The sequence below is a fragment of the Bradyrhizobium sp. 930_D9_N1_4 genome, assembly GCF_052076015.1.
Classification (GTDB): Bacteria; Pseudomonadota; Alphaproteobacteria; order Rhizobiales; family Xanthobacteraceae; genus Bradyrhizobium.
This window is the reverse complement of the sequence record NZ_CP197236.1, coordinates 428,097-447,791: the sequence shown is the minus strand read 5'-3', so window position 1 is coordinate 447,791 and position 19,695 is coordinate 428,097. Positions and strand designations below refer to the sequence as shown.

Annotated in this window: 18 protein-coding genes; 13 read left to right on the top strand and 5 right to left on the bottom strand. The window is 65.2% G+C overall.

Annotation, left to right across the window (positions count from 1 at the left end; all coding sequences use genetic code 11):
* Positions 1 to 79: 79 nt before the first annotated feature.
* The 3 genes from AB7532_RS02140 (at position 80) to AB7532_RS02130 (ending at position 3,830) form a co-directional block, all read left to right on the top strand.
* A complete protein-coding gene (locus tag AB7532_RS02140) occupies positions 80 to 796 on the top strand; it encodes an ATP-dependent Clp protease adaptor ClpS (RefSeq protein WP_441233191.1) in 717 nt (238 codons plus the stop codon).
* Between the two features lie 109 nt (positions 797 to 905).
* A complete protein-coding gene (obgE, locus tag AB7532_RS02135; protein WP_441233190.1) occupies positions 906 to 1,946 on the top strand; it encodes a GTPase ObgE in 1,041 nt (346 codons plus the stop codon).
* 249 nt (positions 1,947 to 2,195) lie between these two features.
* Entirely contained in the window at positions 2,196 to 3,830 is a 1,635-nt protein-coding gene (locus tag AB7532_RS02130; RefSeq protein ID WP_441233189.1) for an alkaline phosphatase family protein, read from the top strand.
* A gap of 137 nt (positions 3,831 to 3,967) precedes the next feature.
* On the opposite strand, the gene AB7532_RS02125 is transcribed toward AB7532_RS02130, so the two are convergent.
* Positions 3,968 to 4,933, bottom strand: coding sequence for a Bug family tripartite tricarboxylate transporter substrate binding protein (locus AB7532_RS02125; protein WP_441233188.1), 966 nt, complete (start codon positions 4,931 to 4,933; stop codon positions 3,968 to 3,970).
* Between the two features lie 179 nt (positions 4,934 to 5,112).
* On the opposite strand from AB7532_RS02125, the gene proB reads away from it, so the two are divergent.
* The 10 genes from proB to AB7532_RS02075 all read left to right on the top strand — a co-directional run bounded on the left by proB (position 5,113) and on the right by AB7532_RS02075 (position 14,754).
* Positions 5,113 to 6,234 (top strand): glutamate 5-kinase, encoded by a 1,122-nt coding sequence (proB, locus tag AB7532_RS02120; protein ID WP_441233187.1) that lies wholly within the window; start codon positions 5,113 to 5,115, stop codon positions 6,232 to 6,234.
* A gap of 137 nt (positions 6,235 to 6,371) precedes the next feature.
* Entirely contained in the window at positions 6,372 to 7,667 is a 1,296-nt protein-coding gene (locus AB7532_RS02115; RefSeq protein ID WP_441233186.1) for a glutamate-5-semialdehyde dehydrogenase, read from the top strand.
* A 24-nt stretch (positions 7,668 to 7,691) separates the two neighbouring features.
* Complete coding sequence (locus tag AB7532_RS02110; protein ID WP_441233185.1) at positions 7,692 to 8,336, top strand: nicotinate-nucleotide adenylyltransferase; 645 nt, start codon at positions 7,692 to 7,694, stop codon at positions 8,334 to 8,336.
* 234 nt (positions 8,337 to 8,570) lie between these two features.
* The gene (gene rsfS, locus AB7532_RS02105) at positions 8,571 to 8,936 is read left to right on the top strand and encodes a ribosome silencing factor (RefSeq protein ID WP_441233184.1); all 366 of its coding nucleotides are present in this window, start codon (positions 8,571 to 8,573) and stop codon (positions 8,934 to 8,936) included.
* Between the two features lie 86 nt (positions 8,937 to 9,022).
* Entirely contained in the window at positions 9,023 to 9,505 is a 483-nt protein-coding gene (gene rlmH / locus AB7532_RS02100; protein ID WP_441233183.1) for a 23S rRNA (pseudouridine(1915)-N(3))-methyltransferase RlmH, read from the top strand.
* Positions 9,506 to 9,538: 33 nt separating this feature from the next.
* A complete protein-coding gene (locus AB7532_RS02095; RefSeq protein WP_441233182.1) occupies positions 9,539 to 10,885 on the top strand; it encodes a murein hydrolase activator EnvC family protein in 1,347 nt (448 codons plus the stop codon).
* Positions 10,882 to 12,240 (top strand): S41 family peptidase, encoded by a 1,359-nt coding sequence (locus AB7532_RS02090; RefSeq protein ID WP_441233181.1) that lies wholly within the window; start codon positions 10,882 to 10,884, stop codon positions 12,238 to 12,240. The genes AB7532_RS02095 and AB7532_RS02090 overlap by 4 nt, the downstream gene beginning before the upstream one ends.
* Positions 12,241 to 12,384: 144 nt before the next feature.
* The gene (locus tag AB7532_RS02085) at positions 12,385 to 13,611 is read left to right on the top strand and encodes a divergent polysaccharide deacetylase family protein (protein ID WP_441233180.1); all 1,227 of its coding nucleotides are present in this window, start codon (positions 12,385 to 12,387) and stop codon (positions 13,609 to 13,611) included.
* Positions 13,612 to 13,682: 71 nt separating this feature from the next.
* Positions 13,683 to 14,189: an RNA pyrophosphohydrolase gene (locus tag AB7532_RS02080; protein WP_441233179.1), complete on the top strand. Its 507-nt coding sequence runs from the start codon at positions 13,683 to 13,685 to the stop codon at positions 14,187 to 14,189.
* Between the two features lie 64 nt (positions 14,190 to 14,253).
* Positions 14,254 to 14,754 (top strand): RNA pyrophosphohydrolase, encoded by a 501-nt coding sequence (locus tag AB7532_RS02075; RefSeq protein ID WP_441233178.1) that lies wholly within the window; start codon positions 14,254 to 14,256, stop codon positions 14,752 to 14,754.
* A 241-nt stretch (positions 14,755 to 14,995) separates the two neighbouring features.
* Here the strand turns inward: AB7532_RS02075 and AB7532_RS02070 are convergent, their stop codons facing one another.
* The 4 genes from AB7532_RS02070 to AB7532_RS02055 form a co-directional block, all read right to left on the bottom strand.
* The gene (locus tag AB7532_RS02070; protein ID WP_441233177.1) at positions 14,996 to 16,633 is read right to left on the bottom strand and encodes an adenylate/guanylate cyclase domain-containing protein; all 1,638 of its coding nucleotides are present in this window, start codon (positions 16,631 to 16,633) and stop codon (positions 14,996 to 14,998) included.
* Between the two features lie 149 nt (positions 16,634 to 16,782).
* A complete protein-coding gene (locus AB7532_RS02065; protein ID WP_441233176.1) occupies positions 16,783 to 17,190 on the bottom strand; it encodes a F0F1 ATP synthase subunit epsilon in 408 nt (135 codons plus the stop codon).
* Positions 17,191 to 17,262: 72 nt separating this feature from the next.
* Positions 17,263 to 18,708: a F0F1 ATP synthase subunit beta gene (gene atpD, locus AB7532_RS02060; RefSeq protein ID WP_441233175.1), complete on the bottom strand. Its 1,446-nt coding sequence runs from the start codon at positions 18,706 to 18,708 to the stop codon at positions 17,263 to 17,265.
* Positions 18,709 to 18,759: 51 nt separating this feature from the next.
* Positions 18,760 to 19,635: a F0F1 ATP synthase subunit gamma gene (locus AB7532_RS02055; RefSeq protein ID WP_441233174.1), complete on the bottom strand. Its 876-nt coding sequence runs from the start codon at positions 19,633 to 19,635 to the stop codon at positions 18,760 to 18,762.
* Between the last annotated feature and the right edge of the window lie 60 nt (positions 19,636 to 19,695).

The following is a 19,695-nucleotide window of genomic DNA, read 5'->3' as shown; positions in this document are numbered from 1 at the left end:
GACCGGGCCACGTGAACCGCGGCGAGCGACGTGCCGACAAAGACCGTGCACGCCCCCGACCCTGCAATGATGGCCCGCGATGGCATTACTTCCACCCTGCTCCGAGACATTGAAGCGTTCGCTCCAGCGCGCGACGTCGGCCGCCCGCGCGCAGGGCCGCGCGCATCCCGACCCGCAGGACCTGCTGATCGCCCTGATCGACGATGAAGACGCTGCGCCCGTGATGCAGGCCTGCGGCATCGACCTGGCGCGCCTGCGACGGGATGTCGGAGCCGCAGATGCGACGGACCGGGCAAAGGGCCTCGGTCATGTGCTTCAGCTTGCTTTCAACGAGGCGCAATTGTCCGAACGGCAGGTCGTGACGGGCGCCGACATGCTCGTCGAGCTGTTCGCCGAACCGGTCGGCCGCTTCCTTTCGGCACAGGGCGCAACCCGCTACGATGCTCTGGTCTATCTGAGCCATGGTATCGCCAAGGGCGCGTCGGCGGATGTCGAAGCCGATGGCAGCGAGGCATCCCATCTCGAAATCGTGCTGCTGAATGACCCCTATACGCCGTCGGAATTCGTGGTCTTCGTTCTCGAAAAAATCTTCCGGATGAGCCGCGAACGGGCGACCGCCATCACGATTTCCACCCATTCGCGCAAGCGCGGCTCCTGCGGCATCTTCCCCCGAACCGAGGCTGCGGCCCTTCGCGAAAAAATCCAGAATCTTGCGGCGGCCCGCCAGCATCCGCTTCGCTGCGTCCTGCTGCCGGCCCGTGATGCGCCGGACCAAGACCGACCATTGCCAAATTGAGGCAAGAGCGGGATCGAGGGTTAAGCAAGGGCCGAAATTTGCAGGATTTCGGCCGATTTGCGGGTAAGTCCGGGTTGCCGCACGTGCCCGGCTGGCCTACCTATGGCCCATGAAATTCCTCGACGAAGCAAAGGTCTATATCCGCTCCGGTGACGGCGGAAACGGCTGCGTGGCGTTCCGCCGCGAAAAATTCATTGAATTCGGCGGTCCCTCCGGCGGCAATGGCGGCCGCGGTGGCAATGTCATCATCGAGGTCGCCGACGGTCTCAACACGCTAATCGACTACCGCTACCAGCAGCACTTCAAGGCCCAGAAGGGCGAGAACGGCTCGGGCTCGGACCGCCACGGCGCCAACGGCAAGAACATCGTGCTGAAGGTTCCCGTCGGCACGCAGATCTTCGACGAAGACCGCGAGACCCTGATCCACGACTTCACCACTATCGGCGAAAAATTCGTGCTGTCCGAAGGCGGCAATGGTGGCTTCGGCAACGCGCATTTCAAGACCTCGACCAACCGCGCGCCGCGCAACGCCAATCCCGGCCAGACCGGCGAGGAGCGCTGGATCTGGCTGCGGCTGAAGCTGATCGCGGACGCCGGCCTCGTCGGCCTGCCCAATGCGGGCAAGTCGACTTTCCTCTCCAAGGTCAGCGCAGCGCGGCCGAAGATCGCCGACTATCCCTTCACAACGCTGCATCCGCAGCTCGGCGTCGTGAACGCCGACGGCCGCGAATTCGTGCTCGCCGACATTCCGGGTCTGATCGAAGGCGCGCACGAGGGTGTGGGCCTCGGCGACCGCTTCCTCGCCCATGTCGAGCGTTGCCGCGTGCTGCTGCATCTGGTCGATGCGACCTGCGAGCATGCCGGCAAGGCGTACAAGACGGTGCGAGCGGAGCTCGATGCCTATGGCGGGCTGCTCACCGACAAGATCGAGATCGTCGCGCTGAACAAGATCGACGCGGTCGAGCCGGACGAGTTGAAGAAGCAGAAGGACCGGCTGAAGCGCGCCGCCAAGAAGGCGCCGCTGCTGCTCTCCGGCATCGCCGGCGACGGCGTCAAGGAAGCGTTGCGCACGCTGGCGGACGTGATCGGCGAGGCCCCGGTGTCCACCAAGGCCAAGAGCGCGGCCGAAGCAGAGCCTTGGTCGATTTGATCTGGTCGGCCTGAACTCTCTCCCCACGGTCGTCCCCGCGTACGCGGGGACCCATACCGCGTGATCTATCTGTTGCGAATGGTCGTAGTACCGAACGACGAGTATTCGCCAAACCACTCCCTGTGGTTATGGGTCCCCGCCTTCGCGGGGACGACAGCGGAGTGTGGGGCCGCGGGCACGCGCACCACCGGCTTGTCTTCGCTACTCCGATAGCGCAGCATCGAAAAATCAAGACGGCAGGGGCGAGGCATGGCGCGGGCGAAGAACGTTCTCTGGATCATGTGCGACCAGCTTCGCTATGATTATCTCGGCTGCACCGGCCATCCCACGCTGAAGACGCCGAACATCGACGCGATGGCGAAGCGTGGCGTGCTGTTCAGCAAGGCCTATGTGCAATCGCCGATCTGCGGCCCGTCGCGGATGTCGTTCTACACGGGCCGCTACATGCGCTCGCACGGCTCGCACTGGAACGGCTGGCCGCTGCGTGTCGGCGAGCCCACGCTTGGCGATCATCTCAAGAAGATCGGCGTACGCAATGTGCTGGTCGGCAAGACACATATGGCGCCCGATCTCGAAGGCATGAAAGCGCTCGGCATTCCCCCGGAATCGATGATCGGCGTCCACGTCGCCGAATGCGGTTTTGAGCCGTATGAGCGCGACGACGGCCTGCATCCGACCGGACGGCCGCGGCCGAAATACGATGAATATCTTCGCAGCCAAGGATTCGAGGCGACGAATCCCTGGGAGCATTGGGCCAATTCAGGCGCCGCGAAAGACGGCTCGTTGCAAAACGGCTGGCTGCTGGTGCACGCGGACAAGGCCGCGCGCGTGCCGGACGAGCATTCCGAGACGCCCTACATGACACGGCGCGCGATCGACTTCATCAGCGAAGCCGAGACCGACGGCAGGCCGTGGTGCCTGCACCTGTCCTACATCAAGCCGCACTGGCCCTACATCGCGCCCGAGCCCTATGCGAGCATGTATTCGACCGATGACATGATCCCGGTGATCCGTTCCGAGCGGGAGCGGCAAAATCCGCATCCGGTGTTCGGCGCCTATATGGACATGCGCTACTCCCGCAACATGGCGCGCGACGAGGCCCGCGAAAAGGTGATCCCGACCTATATGGGCCTGATCACCCAGATCGACGACCAGATGGGCGTGCTGATGAAGTTCTTAGGTGAGCGCAACCTGCTGGACACGACCATGATCGTGTTCACATCCGATCACGGGGATTATCTCGGCGACCACTGGATGGGCGAGAAGGATCTGTTCCACGAGCAGTCGGCCAGAATTCCGCTGATCGTCATCGACCCCTCGAAGGACGCGGATGCCACGCGCGGCACGCGCAACGACGCACTGGTCGAAGGCATCGATCTCGCGCCAACCTTCGTCGATTATTTCGGCGGCAAGGTGCCGGGCCACATTCTCGAAGGCCGCTCGCTGCTGCCGTTGCTGCGCGGGCCGACGCCGCCGGATTGGCGCAAGGTTGCGTTCTCCGAATATGACTACGCCATGCAGGATGTGCGGCTGAAACTGAACCAGCCGATCGAACGCTGCCGCCTGTTCATGGTGTTCGACGGCCGCTGGAAATACATCCACGCCTCCGGCTTCCGCCCGATGCTGTACGATCTCGAAACCGATCCGGAAGAGTTTTTGGATCGCGGCGACGATCCGGAGTGCGCCGCGATCATCGCGCGGCTCCAGGCCGAGCTGTTCGACTGGGCGCTACACCCGAACGACCACATCACCACGCCGCGCGAGAAGATCGCGAACTATGCGGACAACCAGTTGCAGGTGAAGGGCGGGGTTTTGATCGGCATCTGGGATGAAGCCGAGCTGGCATCGATCAAGGACGGCATCGCGCAGCGCGGGAAGTTGTAGCACCCTTCGGCTCTCCCGCCTGCGGGAGCGTCTATCCACGCCGTCATTGCGAGCGTAGCGAAGCAATCCAGAATCTCGCCGCGGAAACAGTCTGGATTGCTTCGTCGCTACGCTCCTCGCAATGACGGGGGGAGACCTCAATTCTCGATCTTGTACCCCGTCGCCTTCACGATCGGCTGCCAGAACGCCGTGTTGGCCGCGAGCTCTTTCGTCAGCCCATCCGCGCTACTGCCGACCGGGATCAGCCCGATCGCGGTGAGCTTTTCCTTCACCTCCGGCTTCGCAAGCGCTGCGCTTGCTGCCGCGCCGAGCTTGCTCGCAAACTCCGGCGGGCTGCCGGCGGGAAGCCACATGCCGTACCAGGCGTCGGCGACGAGATCGATGCCGCTCTCCTTCAGCGTCGGAACGTCGGGCGCGAATGGCGAACGTTCCGCGCTCGAGACCGCGATGATCTTCACGCCCTTGGCGCGGTGCTGCGGCAGCGCGTCGGCCAGCGTCACGATCCCGAACGAGATGTGGCCGCCGATGATGTCGTTGAGAATCGGCGCACTGCCGCGATAGGGCACGCGGGTCAGGGGGATGCCGAGATCCTTCTCGAGCCTGGAGCCCATGAAGTGCGGAATGGTGCCGTTGCTCGGCACACCGAACGACGTCTTGTCCGGATGCGCCTTCAGCCAGGCGACAAATCCCTTGAAATCGGTGGCGTCGATCGCCGGACTGATCGCGACGGCGAATTCGAACCGCGCCAGCAGCGACACCGGCATGAAATCCCTGGCGGTGTCGAAGCTGGGTGACGCCTCCACCATCGGCAGCAGATACATGGTGGGGCCCGTCGTCACCAGCACCATGCTGCCGTCGGGGCTTGCGCCCTTCACCGCCTTGATGCCGATCAGGCCGTCGCCGCCGGTGCGGTTCTCGACCACGAGGGTCCGTTGCAGCATTAGCGCCATCTCCTGCGCGATCAGTCGGCACAGCGTGTCGCCGCCCGCTCCCGCCGCGAACGGGAAGATGATCTTGCTCAGCCCGGCCTGCGCTTGCGCCTCGCCTGCCTGCGCCAACAGCGGCAGGCCGAGACACCCGGCCATGAATTTGCGGCGATCCATTCGCGTGCTCTCCACCCCGTTATTTGGTTGCCGGCATTAGAACCGGGCCAGCGCCCAAGACAAGCACCGTTTACCATTCCGGCCGCCTTGCGCCGGCCATCGTCCTGCTGCAAAAGCAGGGCTCATCGGCGCCGCCCGTCGCTCCGCCGTTTCCAGAGCAATCCCGTCCCGTCAGCGTCATGGCCAGCCCCGAACTTAGTCAATTCCGCCGCATCGTCGTCAAGGTCGGCTCCGCGCTGCTGGTCGATTCCGACAAGGGCGAGGTGCGGGCGTCCTGGCTCGCCGCGCTCGCCGACGACATGGCCAAGCTGCACAAGCAAGGCCGCGACGTCCTCGTCGTATCCTCGGGATCGATCGCGCTCGGCCGCAGCCGGCTCAAGCTGCCGCGCGGTCCGCTGAAGCTGGAAGAGAGCCAAGCCGCTGCCGCCGTCGGACAGATCGAACTGGCGCGGATCTGGTCGGAGGTGCTCGGCGCGCACGGCATCGGCGCCGGGCAGATCCTGGTGACGCTCCAGGACACCGAAGAGCGCCGCCGCTATCTCAATGCGCGCTCCACCATCGGCAAGCTGCTGGAGTGGCGCGCGATCCCCGTGATCAACGAGAACGACACGGTCGCCACCAACGAGATCCGTTACGGCGACAATGACCGCCTCGCCGCGCGCGTCGCCACCATGGCGAGCGCCGATCTGCTGGTGCTGCTGTCCGACATCGACGGGCTCTACGACGCGCCGCCGAAAAACAATCCGAACGCCAGGCTCATTCCCGTCGTCGACAGCATCTCCTCGGAGATCGAGGCGGTGGCGGGCGATGCCGAGTCCGAGCTCTCGCGCGGCGGCATGCGCACCAAGGTCGAGGCGGCCAAGATCGCCACGACGGGCGGCACGCATATGCTGATCGCCTCCGGCAAGATCGAGCATCCCCTGCAGGCGATCGCCGATGGCGGCCGCTGCACCTGGTTCCTGACGCCCGCCAATCCCATTACCTCGCGAAAGCGCTGGATCGCGGGCTCACTGGAGCCGAAGGGCACGATCACGATCGATGCGGGCGCGGTCGCGGCGCTGCGCGCCGGCGCCAGCCTCCTGCCGGCCGGCGTGATCAAGGTCGAGGGCCAGTTCGCGCGCGGCGACGCCGTGATCGTGCGCGGCCCCGACACCAGCGAAGTCGGCCGCGGCCTGATCGCCTACGACGCCGACGACGCCGAGCGGATCAAGGGCCGCTCCTCCCCCGACGTGATGGCCATCCTCGGCATCAGCGGCCGGTCGGAGATGATCCATCGCGACGATCTGGTGATGGGCGGGTAAGGGCCGCTACGGCCCTTTTGCTGGGCCATTGGCCGAGCCCGAACCCGCCGGCCGAAGCCCTGCCATACCCTCCCGACCCTTCGCAGACGCGGGATTTCCGTGCTAGGACACTGCCTTAGCAGAAGGTTTAGCTCCCCATGGCCGCCCCCCTCAAAGCCGTCGACGGCAATGCCGATCTTCAGGCGCTGATGACCGATCTCGGTACCCGTGCCCGCGCTGCCGCGCGCGTGCTGGCGCTGGCGCCGCCGGAGCAGAAGAACCGGGCGCTGGAGGCCATGGAGCGGGCGATCCGCGCGAACTCCGCAGCGATCCTTGCGGCCAATGCCGAGGACGTCGCCGAGGCCCGCGCCTCCGGCAACTCGACCTCCTCCTTCATCGACCGCCTGACGCTGACGCCGGCGCGCGTCGAGAGCATGGCCGAGGGCATCGGCACCGTGCGCGGCATCGCCGATCCCGTCGGCATCGTCACCGAGAGCTGGCAGCGGCCGAACGGCATGACCATCGAGCGCGTGCGCGTGCCGCTCGGCGTCGTCGGCGTGATCTTCGAGAGTCGGCCGAACGTTGCGGCGGATGCCGGTGTGCTGTGCCTGAAGTCCGGCAATGCCGTGATCCTGCGCGGCGGCTCCGACAGTTTTCGGTCGTGCCGTGCCATCCATGAATGCCTGGTGCAGGGTCTGCGCGAAGCCGGCCTGCCCGAAGCCGCCATCACGCTGGTGCCGACACGCGACCGCGCGGCGGTCGGCATGATGCTGTCGGGGTTGAATGGCGCCGTCGACGTGATCGTGCCGCGCGGGGGGAAAAGCCTCGTCGCGCGCGTCGAGCAGGAGGCCCGCGTGCCCGTGTTCGCGCATCTCGAAGGCGTCAATCACGTCTACATCGATGCCAGCGCCGACCTCGCCATGGCGAAGTCGATCGTGCTCAACGCCAAGATGCGCCGCACCGGCGTCTGCGGCGCCGCCGAGACGCTGCTGGTCGATCGCGCTGCTGCTGCGAAGAACCTGAAGCCGCTGGTCGAGATGCTGATCGAGGCTGGTTGCGAAGTGCGCGGCGACGCGACCGTGCAGGGGACGGATGCGCGTGTAAAACCTGCCAGCGACGACGATTGGGGCACGGAATATCTCGACGCGATCATCGCGGCGAAGGTAGTGGACGGCGTCGAGGGCGCGATTGCCCACATCCAGAACCACGGCTCGCATCACACCGATGCGATCGTGAGTGCGGATGAGACTGCCGCGAAGAAATTCTTGAGCGAGGTCGATTCCGCAATCGTTCTGCACAACGCCTCGACGCAGTTCGCCGATGGCGGCGAGTTCGGTTTCGGCGCCGAGATCGGCATCGCCACCGGACGCTTCCACGCCCGCGGCCCGGTCGGCGCCGAGCAGTTGACGAGCTTCAAATATCGCGTCCACGGCACCGGGCAGACGCGGCCGTAAGCAACGTCGTGGGGCGCGGGGGCATTGAGTAACAATTTCGTCGCGCCACGCTTCTTCGCGCAGGCCATCCCGCCTTACACCGAAGGCATGCGCATCGGCCTGCTCGGCGGCTCGTTCAATCCGCCGCACCAGGCCCATCGCGCGATCAGCCAGTTTGCACTCAAGCGATTGCAACTCGATCGCGTGTGGTGGCTGGTGACCCCCGGCAATCCGCTCAAGGAGAACGGCAATCTGCATGAGCTCGGCGAGCGCATGCAGGCCGCGCGCGACGTTGCCAACGATTCCCGGATCGAGGTGAGCTGTCTCGAATCCGTCATTCGCACCCGCTATACTATCGACACGATCAACACCTTGCGCCGCCGTCTCTCGGGCTTGCGCTTTGTCTGGATTATGGGCGCCGACAACCTCGCTCAATTCCATCGTTGGCAGCACTGGCGGCGCATCGCCGACCAGGTGCCGCTTGCGGTCATCGATCGCCCGCCGCAAAGTTTTCGCGCCCTCGCCTCTCCCGCTGCCCAGGCGCTTGCGCGCTATCGCCTGCCCGAGAATAAGGCAGCGTTGCTTGCTGATCAGCCGGCGCCGGCCTGGGTTTTCCTGACAGGAATGAAGCTGAATCTCTCCTCGACGGGCCTGCGGAACCCGGACGGAAGCTGGAAAGGTACGAAGTGAGTCAGACTGTGCGGAGGTCGTGGGACTTCGGGCTCTCTGGCATATTGAAACCCTTAACCCCACATGATGTAGTGTAGCCAGTGAGCGCCGGATTCGGCGTTCGCGATACAGTGAAAGGAATGGTCCCTGACCACATCTGTATTGTCCAAGTCAGCTTCGACGAAGTCAGCTTCGGCAGAGTCCGTTTTACCCAAGGCAAAGCCGGCGCGTAAAACATCGACAAAAGCTGCCGCCTTGAAGGCGCAACCCGACGCCGACAAGACGCTGAGCCTGATCCTCTCCCGCCTCGACGACATGAAGGCGGAAGAGACGGTCACCATCGACCTTCGCGGCAAATCGGCGTACTCCGACTACATGATCGTCACCACCGGCCGGGCGAACCGGCACGTCGGCGCGATCGCGGAAAACGTCGCCAAGGGCCTCAAGGAAAACGGCATCAAGAACATCCACGTCGAGGGCTTGCCCAATTGCGACTGGGTGCTGATCGATTCCGGCGATGTGATCGTGCACGTGTTCCGACCCGAGGTCCGCGAGTTCTACAATCTCGAGCGGTTGTACACGCAGGGCCCAGGGGCGGCGAAGGCGATCCAGGCTCCCTAAGCCGATTTCGAATCGGCTGACGCGCATGCTAGCGTCGTGCGCGCGCAATCTGCGCGCGGTCTCGAAAACACGACTCCGAAGATATCATGCGTGTTGCTGTCATTGCGGTGGGGCGGCTGAAACAGGGCCCCGAACGGGAGCTTGCCGACCGCTATTTCGAGCGGTTCGACGAAGCCGGCCGCAAGCTCGGATTCCGCGAGCTCCTGGTCCACGAAATCCCCGAGAGCCGCGCGCGCGACACTGCGACACGGAAGAGCGAGGAGGCCGCGGCGATCTCCGCGCATATTCCTGAGAAATCGATCCTGGTGGCGATGGACGAGCGCGGCCAGAATCTCGACTCCACCGTATTCGCACGGCATCTCGGACGCTGGCGGGACGAGGGGGCCGGACATACTATCTTCGTGATCGGAGGGGCGGACGGACTTTCGCCCGAATTGCGCCGTAAGGCCAAGCTCGCGATCGCGTTCGGCTCTGCGACCTGGCCGCACCAAATGGTCCGCGTCATGCTTCTGGAACAGCTTTATCGGGCCGCCACCATTCTGGCCGGCCATCCCTATCACCGCGCGTGATGCGCGCCACAACGAGCACCTTTGTCTGAAGCGATGCGAGCGCCCGTCCTCAACCTGCTGCTGATCGCGAGCGTTGCCGGCGCAAGCCTCGCGCAAGCCCAGACGCAAGGTCAGACGGCTGCGCCGCCGCAGACCGCGGCCATCTCGCCCGATGCGATCAAGCAGCGCGAGCAGGAGCTCGAGGCCGCGCGCGCGAGCAAGAAGAGCGCCGAGGAAGCGCAGGCCAAGCTCAAGGCCGAGATCTCCTCGCTCGGCCAGGACCGCACCCAGCTCAATCAGCAATTGATCGACACCGCCGCCAATGTGCGCACCGTCGAGACCAAGATCGACGAAGCGGAGGCGCGGTTGCGCGCGCTGAACGGCCGCGAGCAGGCGATGCGCACCTCGCTCGATTCGCGCCGCGCCGACATCGTCGAGGTACTGGCGGCCTTGCAGCGCGCCGGCCGGCGCACGCCGCCGGCACTCCTGGTGCGGCCCGAGGATGCGCTGCAATCGCTGCGCACCGCCATGCTGCTCGGCGCGGTCGTGCCGGAATTGCGCGGTCGCGCGGAAAAGATCGCGGGCGAACTCGGCGAGCTGGTGGCCCTGCGCAAGAACATCGCCGCGGAGCGCGACCAGCTCGCTGCCGACCGCGACAAGGTTCGCAACGACCAGACCCGGCTCACCGCCCTGGTCGACGAGCGGCAGCGGCAGCAATCCTCGCGAGAAAAAGACCTCGACGCCGAGAATTCGCGCGCCATCGCACTTTCAAGGCAGGTCGGCGATCTCCAGGGGCTGATCGCCAAGATGGAGCAGGACCTGCAAAGCGCCGCCAAGGCCGCCGAGAAGGCGGCCGAGGCTGCCAAGCAGGCCGAGGCCAAGGCAGCCGCAAACGCCGCTGCCAACGTCAAGCCCGGCCCCAACACTTTCAAGGACCGGTCCCGGACCACCCCGGCAATCGCCTTCGCGTCGGCCAAGGGCCTCCTGCCTCTTCCGGTTAACGGTAACAAGATCAGGGACTTTGGCGGTTCCGACGGGGTCGGCGGGGTCCAGAAGGGCATTTCGCTGGCCAGCAAGCCCGGCGCCCAGGTCACGACGCCGTGTGACGGCTGGGTGGTCTATTCAGGCCCCTTCCGCAGCTATGGACAACTCTTGATCCTCAATGCCGGTGGCGGGTATCATGTCCTGATCGCCGGGATGGAGCGCATTTCGGTCAACATCGGTCAGTTTGTGCTCACGGGGGAGCCGGTGGCGACGATGGGGTCGACATCTCAAGTCGCTTCCATTCTCGCCACGAACGCGAGTCAACCTGTTCTGTATGTCGAGTTCCGTAAGGACGGCACTCCAATCGATCCAGGCCCATGGTGGGCCGCAAATGAAGGCGAGAAGGTTCGCGGATGATGCGCAAGACTTCAGTTATCCTCCTCAGCGCGGCCACCGGCGCAGCGCTGACGCTGTTCGTGACCCAGCCGCGCGCGGTCTTCATGGGCTCCAGCGCGCGCGCCGCCACTGCGGACACCTATCGCCAGCTCAACCTGTTCGGCGACGTCTTCGAGCGCGTGCGCTCGGACTATGTCGAGAAGCCCGACGACACCAAGCTGATCGAATCCGCCATCAGCGGCATGCTCACCGGCCTCGATCCGCACTCCAGCTACATGGACGCCAAGAGCTTCCGCGACATGCAGGTGCAGACCCGCGGTGAGTTCGGCGGCCTCGGCATCGAGGTCACGATGGAAGACGGCCTGATCAAGGTGGTCTCGCCGATCGACGACACGCCCGCCTCGCGCGCCGGCGTCATGGCCAACGACATCATCACCAATCTCGACGACGAAGCCGTGCAGGGCCTGACCCTGAACCAGGCGGTCGAGAAGATGCGCGGCCCGGTCAACACCAAGATCAAGCTCAAGATCATCCGCAAGGGCCAGGACAACCCGATCGACGTCACGCTGGTGCGCGACAACATCCGAGTCCGCTCGGTCCGTGCGCGCGTCGAACAGGACGACATCGCCTATATCCGCGTCACCACCTTCAACGAGCAGACCACCGAAGGCCTGAAGCGCGAGGTCGCCAACCTCTCGAATCAGATCGGCGACAAGCTCAAGGGCTACATCATCGACCTGCGCAACAACCCGGGCGGCCTGCTCGAGGAAGCGGTCACCGTCTCCGACTCGTTCCTGGAGAAGGGCGAGATCGTCTCGACCCGCGGCCGCAATGCCGAAGAGACCCAGCGCCGCACCGCGCATTCGGGCGACCTCACCAAGGGCAAGCCTGTCATCGTGCTGGTCAATGGCGGTTCGGCCTCGGCGTCGGAGATCGTCGCCGGCGCGCTGCAGGACCACAAGCGCGCGACCATCGTCGGCACGCGTTCGTTCGGCAAGGGCTCGGTGCAGACCATCATCCCGCTCGGAAGCGGCAACGGCGCGCTGCGTCTGACCACGGCGCGCTACTACACGCCGTCGGGCAAGTCGATCCAGGCCAAGGGTATCGTGCCGGACATCGAAGTGCTCCAGGACGTGCCGGACGAGCTGAAGTCGCGCACCGACACCAAGGGCGAGGCTTCACTGCGCGGCCATCTCAAGAACGACGGCGACGAGAAGACCGGCTCGCAGTCCTACGTTCCGCCGGATGCCAAGGACGACAAGGCACTCAAGCTCGCCGGCGACCTGCTCCACGGCATCAAGAACAGCGCCTCTGCCGCGCCCACCCCGGGCGGCGACAACAAGACCACGACCGACAAGCCAAAGGCGGCGAACTAGGACGGCAGATATCGCGATCTCCACGAAAAGGGCGGCTCCTGGAGCCGCCCTTTTTGCTTGGAACTCCCGATACCCCGGCCTATCCCGGCCTGCCGCCGCTTGACCCCGCCGTGGTATCGTCGGGGGAGTGATTCGGGATCTCGCATGACTGAAACGGCCGATGATCTGAGCGCCCCGCTCGGACAGGACAAGCCGCGCCGCAAACGCCGGCTGCGGCTGCCGTTCACGGCCATGCAGTTGCTCGCCGTGCTGCTCGGCCTGTTCCTGGTCGCCTTTGCCGGTTTTGCCATCTTCAACAAGGACCCGCTCGGCGGCGAGCCGATGACGCGGATCGCGATCCGCGAGCCCGGCAAGGCCGCCGACGAGAAGCCCGCTGCCTCCGGCCATGGCCAGGAGACCAAGCAGGAAAGCAAGCAGGAGACCAAGGACGCGCCGAAGCAGGCGGGCGAGCAGAAGACCGTCACCATGATCGACGGCTCCACCGGCACGCGCCATGACGTGGTGATCGGCGCCGGCGAGGCCGCCGACAAGGGCGAAGCGGCATCCGCGTCCGCCCCGCCGCCCGTCATGGCCGGGATCGACCCGAAATTGCTGGAGAAGTCGCGCTACGGCATGATCCCGGTGGTCGCCGGAGACCTCAAGCCGTTCAACGTCTATGCGGCGGACGCCGACCGCGCCAAGGCCGCCAAGATGCCTGTCGTGGCGATCCTGATCGGCGGCCTCGGCGTCGGCGCCGCCAAGACCACCGACGCCATCATGCGGCTGCCGCCGGCGGTGACGCTGGCCTTCACGCCCTACGGCGCCGATCCCGGCAAGCTCGCCGAGCGGGCCCGCGCCCAGCGCCACGAGATCTTCCTCCAGATCCCGATGGAGCCCTACGACTTCCCGGACAACGATCCGGGGCCACAGACGCTGCTGACCTCGCTGACCGCCGACCAGAACATGGACCGCCTGTATTGGCACCTCAGCCGGATGCAGGGCTATGCCGGCCTGACCAATTTCATGGGCGCCCGCTTTGTCGCGACGGAGCCCGCGATGACACCGATCATCCGCGAGGCGGCCAAGCGCGGGCTCGGCTTCTTCGACGACGGCTCCTCGCCCCGCAGCATCGCCTCCCAGGCCGCAGGCAGCGCGGCGATGCCGTTCGGCAAGGGTGACATCGCGATCGACGTGGTCCCGACCCCGGCCGAGATCGACCGCGCCCTGAGCAAGCTGGAAGCGGCCGCCCGCGAGCGCGGCGTCGCCGTCGGCATCGCCTCGGCCCTGCCGGTCTCGATCGAGCGCGTCAGTGCCTGGACCAAGACATTGAGCGACCGGGGTATCCTTTTGGTGCCATTGACAACCGCGATGCTGAAATCAAAATCCAGCTAAATCAACGGATTGGTACGGCGGGTCTCGCGGGGCCGGCGTGCCCTCCAAAAGCACGCGAGAGGTCTGGCGGAATGGCGCGTTACGAGGATCTGCCCTACCGGACCTGTGTCGGCGTGATGCTGATCAATGCGAAGGGACTGGTGTTCATCGGCCGCCGCGCCGGCGGCATCGAGCATGTCGATGACAGCCATGTCTGGCAGATGCCGCAAGGCGGCGTCGATCCCGGCGAGGACAATTGGGCCGCCGCCAAGCGCGAGCTCTATGAGGAGACCAGCGTGCGCTCGGTCGAGCGGCTCGGCGAGGTTCCGGACTGGCTGATCTACGACATCCCGCGCACGGTCGCGGGCCGCGCCTGGAAGGGCCGCTATCGCGGCCAGCGCCAGAAATGGTTCGCGGTGCGTTTCACCGGCCAGGACAGCGAGATCAATGTCGAGAAGCCCGGCGGCGGCGGCCACAAGGCCGAGTTCATCAGCTGGCGCTGGGAGCCGATGAAGAACCTGACCGAGCTGATCATCCCGTTCAAGCGCCCGGTCTATGAGCGCGTGGTGAAGGAATTTTCTGCGCTGGCGCACGAGTAAATCAAATTGTCATCCCGGGTTCGGTGCTAAGGCATCGCCTGGACTGACGACGAGAGATCCGCGCGTGACACATGAAAAGCCCTACCGCCCCAACGTGGGCATTGCCCTGTTCAATGCCGAAGGCCGCGTGCTGATCGGCCATCGCTTCAAGGGCGACGGACCCGAGATCATCCTGCCGGGCCTCGACTGGCAGATGCCGCAGGGCGGCGTCGACGAGGGCGAGGATCTGCGTGACGCCGCGATGCGCGAGCTCTGGGAGGAGACCAGCGTCAAGAGTGCGAGCTATCTCGGCGAGACCGACTGGCTCACCTACGATTTCCCGCCCTATGACGGGCCGCAGACGCATCGCCTCGCAAAATTCCGCGGCCAGCGGCAAAAATGGTTCGCGCTGCGCTTCACCGGCCGCGACGACGAGATCGATCCGCTGACGCCGCGCAACGACCAGCCCGCGGAGTTCGACGCCTGGCGCTGGGAGCAGCTCGACCGTGTGCCCGATGTCGTCGTGCCGTTCCGGCGCGAGGTCTACAGCGCGGTGGCGAAAGAGTTTGCGCCCTTCGCGAACTAAAAACTCGAAAACAACCCCATGCACAGTAGCGATGGGGTTGAAATCGTTAGAGGATTTTTGCCAGAGGAATCCGGTCAGGGAGCCCAGCCTGCGGCCATCCTTCGAGATGCGCTGACGCGCTCCTCAGGATGAGGGCGGAGTACGTGGCAACGATTTCGACAGGCAAAGCTGTTGCTCAGCCTCATCCTGAGAAGACCGCGCAGCGGTCGTCTCGAAGGACGAGGCGCTCGCTCCCGTCACGCTAATTCACCGGCCCCACCGTGAACGGGCCGATCGCAATCACATGGCAATCGCTGTCGCGCTTGGCGCAGTCGGCGAGCGACGCATTGACTGCGGCCTGCTCGTCGGCGGCCTTGAGGCCGAGGCCGGGACGGCCGGCAGTGCCGACCGCAACCGCGTTCCAGCCCATGGCCTCACCGAGCTTGCGCACGACCTCGCCGCGCGCGTCAGCCACGATCGAGGCGTTGGACGCGGCGTTGAAGAAGCCGGTGATCCGGAACAGCGTCGGGATCGGCACGACGAAATTGTCGTCGACGGCGACGACCAGGCAGGCAACGCCGGCGATGGCGCCGCAGGATTCCAGCGAACGCCGCGCGGCATCGTCGGCCGATGAAGCGCCCATCACCATGAAATATTGTCCGCCCGGGCCGAGTGCGACCGAACGGGATTTCGCCGCCGGCACGAACATGTTCTCGAGCCGGACTTTTGCCGGATCGCGCACCATCGGAAAATCCTTTGGCGCGAAGGCCCGCTCGGTCATGGCATCGTGCCGCACGAAGGGCTGCGGCGGCATCGGCGGCTTGCCATGGCTGTAGACGACATTATTGCCGACCGCATAGAGCTCGCAGCGCCGCGGCGATTGCGCGGCATCGGCACGCTTCTGACACTGCTCGAGCGCAAGGTTGCGCGCGGCTTCCTCATTCGCCTGGTTCAGCGCCGAGCCGGTGAAGCCGCCGACATTGAGTGCGAAGGCCTTGTAGTCACCGGAGGCGGAATACTCGGCGGCCAGGAAGCTGCGGATACGCTCGTTGATGAAGGGCACGCTGTCGGCCGCGAACTTGCCGGTCATCGGCGCGGCGGATGGTGATGGAGGCGGCATCGGTGCCATCGCGGCGCTGGCATTTGGCGGGGCCATCGGCGCCTTTGCCAACGGGGTCGGCGTCGGACTCGGCGCCGCACTCGGTGTCGCGGCCGGCGGCGTGGCAGCGGTCGCCGTCTGCTTGAGCTTGGTGTTGTAGAGAAAACCGCTGACGCCGATGGCGACGATCGACACCACGGCCACCACCAGCGGCCACATCCAGACCGGCGCCGCAGCCACCTTGGAGGCCACCTTCTTCACCTGCGGTGTCGTGTAGGTGCCGTCCTCGCGCCGCATCGCCACCATGTAGGCGTGCACCGGCGTCGGGATGTTCTTCACCTCCTGCGCGCCGATATCGGCGAACTGTACCGACAGCTTGTTGGCGACCTGCTCGTGCACGGCGCGCGAGACACAGATGCCGCCGACCTCGGCGAGACCTTCGAGCCTTGCTGCGATGTTGACGCCGTCGCCCAGCAGATCACCATTGCGCTCGACCACGTCGCCGATGGTGATGCCAATGCGGAACGACATCTGCCGGCTCGGCGGATAGGCCATGTTGCGGGTTCGCAAGCTCTCCTGGATGTCGATCGCGCAGCGCACCGCGTCCACTGCGCTCGGAAATTCCGCGAGCACGGCATCGCCCGCCGTGTTGAAGATGCGCCCGCCGGCCCTGGCGATGAAATCGTCGATGACCTCGCGATAGGAGGAGAGACGCCGCAGCGTTTCCTCTTCGTCTTCCGCGACCAGTCTCGAGTAACCGGCAATATCGGCTGCGAAGATCGCTGCGATCTTGCGTTTCATCTGTGACCCGCCCCGGAACAAATTCGCGGGGGCAGAATGCCGCCATCTCCGGCGCGGTGCAACAAAGTTTCAGCGCCCGCCACTTCCGTGACGAGCGCTGAACTTATTCAGGAATTCTGAGCGTGGGCCCCGAAGCGATGCCTCGGGGCTTAATGCATAGCCGTGCTGTTGAGCTGCTGCTGGATGCTCTTGTAGTGGTCGAGCCGCTCGATGGCGTTGTCGAGCTCGCTGCCTTCGTGCTCCTTCAGCCCCTCTTCCATCTCGGAGATGGTCTCGGCAAACCGGGCGCGATCGAGCTCGGCCAGCGAGGTGGCGACGTCGGCGAGCACGGTCAGGCCGTTTTCGGAGACTTCAGCGAGGCCGCCGAGCACGATGACCTTCTCGTGCTTGCCGCCGGCAGTGATGGTGAGAATGCCGGGACGGATCGCAGCCACGACCGGCGCATGTCCTGCCAGCACGCCGAAGTCACCTTCGACGCCGGGGATGTCGACCTGATCGACCTCGCCCGAGAATGCGAGCTTTTCCGGCGAGACGAGATCGAAGTGGAAGGTGGCCATGGTGTTTCCGCTTGCTTCGCTTGTCACCCGCGGGGTCGACCCGCGGGTTCATCAGTCAAGAGATGAGAAAGCTCAGGCCGCTTCCGCAGCCAGCTTCTTGCCCTTCTCGACCGCTTCTTCGATGGTGCCGACCATGTAGAAGGCCGCTTCCGGCAGGTGGTCGTACTTGCCTTCCACCAGGCCCTTGAAGCCCTTGATGGTGTCGGCGAGGTCGACGAACTTGCCCGGCGAACCGGTGAAGATTTCGGCGACGAAGAACGGCTGCGACATGAAGCGCTCGACCTTGCGGGCGCGCGCCACCGTCAGCTTGTCCTCTTCCGAAAGCTCGTCCATGCCGAGAATGGCGATGATGTCCTGGAGCGCCTTGTAGCGCTGCAGGACCTGCTGAACCTGACGGGCGACGGCGTAGTGCTCTTCGCCGACGACCAGCGGGGAGAGCATGCGCGAGGTCGAGTCGAGCGGATCCACCGCCGGATAGATGCCCTTTTCAGCGATCGAGCGCGACAGCGTGGTGGTCGCGTCCAAATGTGCGAACGAGGTCGCGGGCGCCGGGTCGGTCAAGTCGTCGGCCGGAACGTAGATGGCCTGCACCGAGGTGATCGAGCCCTTCTGCGTGGTGGTGATGCGCTCCTGCAGCGCGCCCATGTCGGTCGCGAGCGTCGGCTGATAACCCACCGCCGACGGAATACGACCCAGCAGCGCCGACACTTCCGAGCCGGCCTGGGTGAAGCGGAAGATGTTGTCGACGAAGAACAGCACGTCCTGGCCCTTGTCGCGGAAGTCTTCCGCGATGGTCAGACCGGTGAGCGCGACGCGGGCGCGGGCGCCCGGGGGCTCGTTCATCTGGCCGAACACCAGCGCGCACTTCGACTTCACGCTCGGATCGGGATTCTTCGGGTCGGCGTTGACCTTGGACTCGATGAACTCGTGATAGAGGTCGTTGCCCTCGCGGGTGCGCTCGCCGACGCCGGCGAACACGGAGTAACCGCCGTGCGCCTTCGCGACGTTGTTGATCAGCTCCTGAATCAGCACGGTCTTGCCGACGCCGGCGCCGCCGAACAGGCCGATCTTGCCGCCCTTGGCGTACGGAGCAAGAAGGTCAACGACCTTGATGCCGGTGACGAGAATTTCAGCTTCGGTCGACTGGTCGGTGTAGCTCGGCGCTTCCTGGTGGATGGCGCGCAGGCCTTCGGACTTGACGGGACCGGCTTCGTCGATCGGCTCGCCGATGACGTTGATGATGCGGCCGAGCGTGCCCTCGCCGACGGGAACGCGGATCGGAGAACCGGTGTCGGTCACTTCCTGGCCGCGCACCAGACCTTCGGTCACGTCCATCGCGATCGTGCGCACGGTGGACTCACCGAGATGCTGCGCAACTTCCAGCACGAGGCGGATGTTGCCGTTCTTGGTCTCCAGCGAATTGAGAATGGCCGGGAGGTGACCGCCCTCGAACTGAACGTCGACAACGGCGCCCATCACCTGGGTGACGCGACCGACCTGGTTAGCTGCTGTAGCCATGAAGCTCTCCTTCGAAATTCTTTACTTGAACGACCGTCGTTGATTCGTGCGTCAGACCGCCTCGGCGCCGGAGATGATCTCGATCAGCTCCTTGGTGATCTGGGCTTGACGGGTTCGGTTGTAGATCTGGGTTTGCTTGCGGATCATTTCGCCGGCGTTGCGGGTGGCGTTGTCCATCGAGCTCATCTGCGCGCCGTAGAACGAAGCGTTGTTTTCCAGCAGCGCGCGGAAGATTTGCACCGCGATGTTGCGCGGCAGCAGGCCCGAAAGGAGTTCGTCCTCCTCCGGCTCATATTCGTAGGACGTCGACGGCGCGTTCGCCGCCTTCTCTTCCACGACCAGCGGAATGATCTGCTGCGCGGTCGGGATCTGGGCAATCACCGACTTGAACTGCGCGTAGAACAGCGTGCAGACGTCGAACTCGCCGTTCTCGAAGCGGGCCAGCACCTTGCGGGCGATGTCTTCGGCGTTGACGAAGCCGAGCTGACGCACGCTGCGCAGGTCTAGATGCTCGACGATCTGCTTGTCGAACAGGCGGCGGAGCTGCTCGTAGCCCTTGCGGCCGACGCAGAAGAATTTCACGTCCTTGCCCTGCGCCATCAGCGCCTGGGCGCGCTCGCGCGCGAGACGCACGATCGAGGAGTTGAAGGCGCCGGACAGGCCGCGCTCGCCGGTGCAGACCAGCAGCAGGTGAACCTGGTCCTTGCCGGTGCCGGCAAGCAGCGCCGGCGCGCCGGGCGAACCCGCGGCAGCGCTGGCGATGTTGGAGATCACCGCGCTCATCTTGTCGGCATAGGGGCGTGCAGCCTCGGCCGCCTGCTGGGCGCGGCGCAACCTTGATGCAGCGACCATCTGCATGGCCTTGGTGATCTTTTGCGTCGCCTTGGTGGAGGCGATGCGCACGCGCATGTCTTTAAGTGACGCCATTCTTCGTTCACCCCGGCGATCAGCCTGTGGCTGGACCGCGACCCTATCCTGTCGTCATGC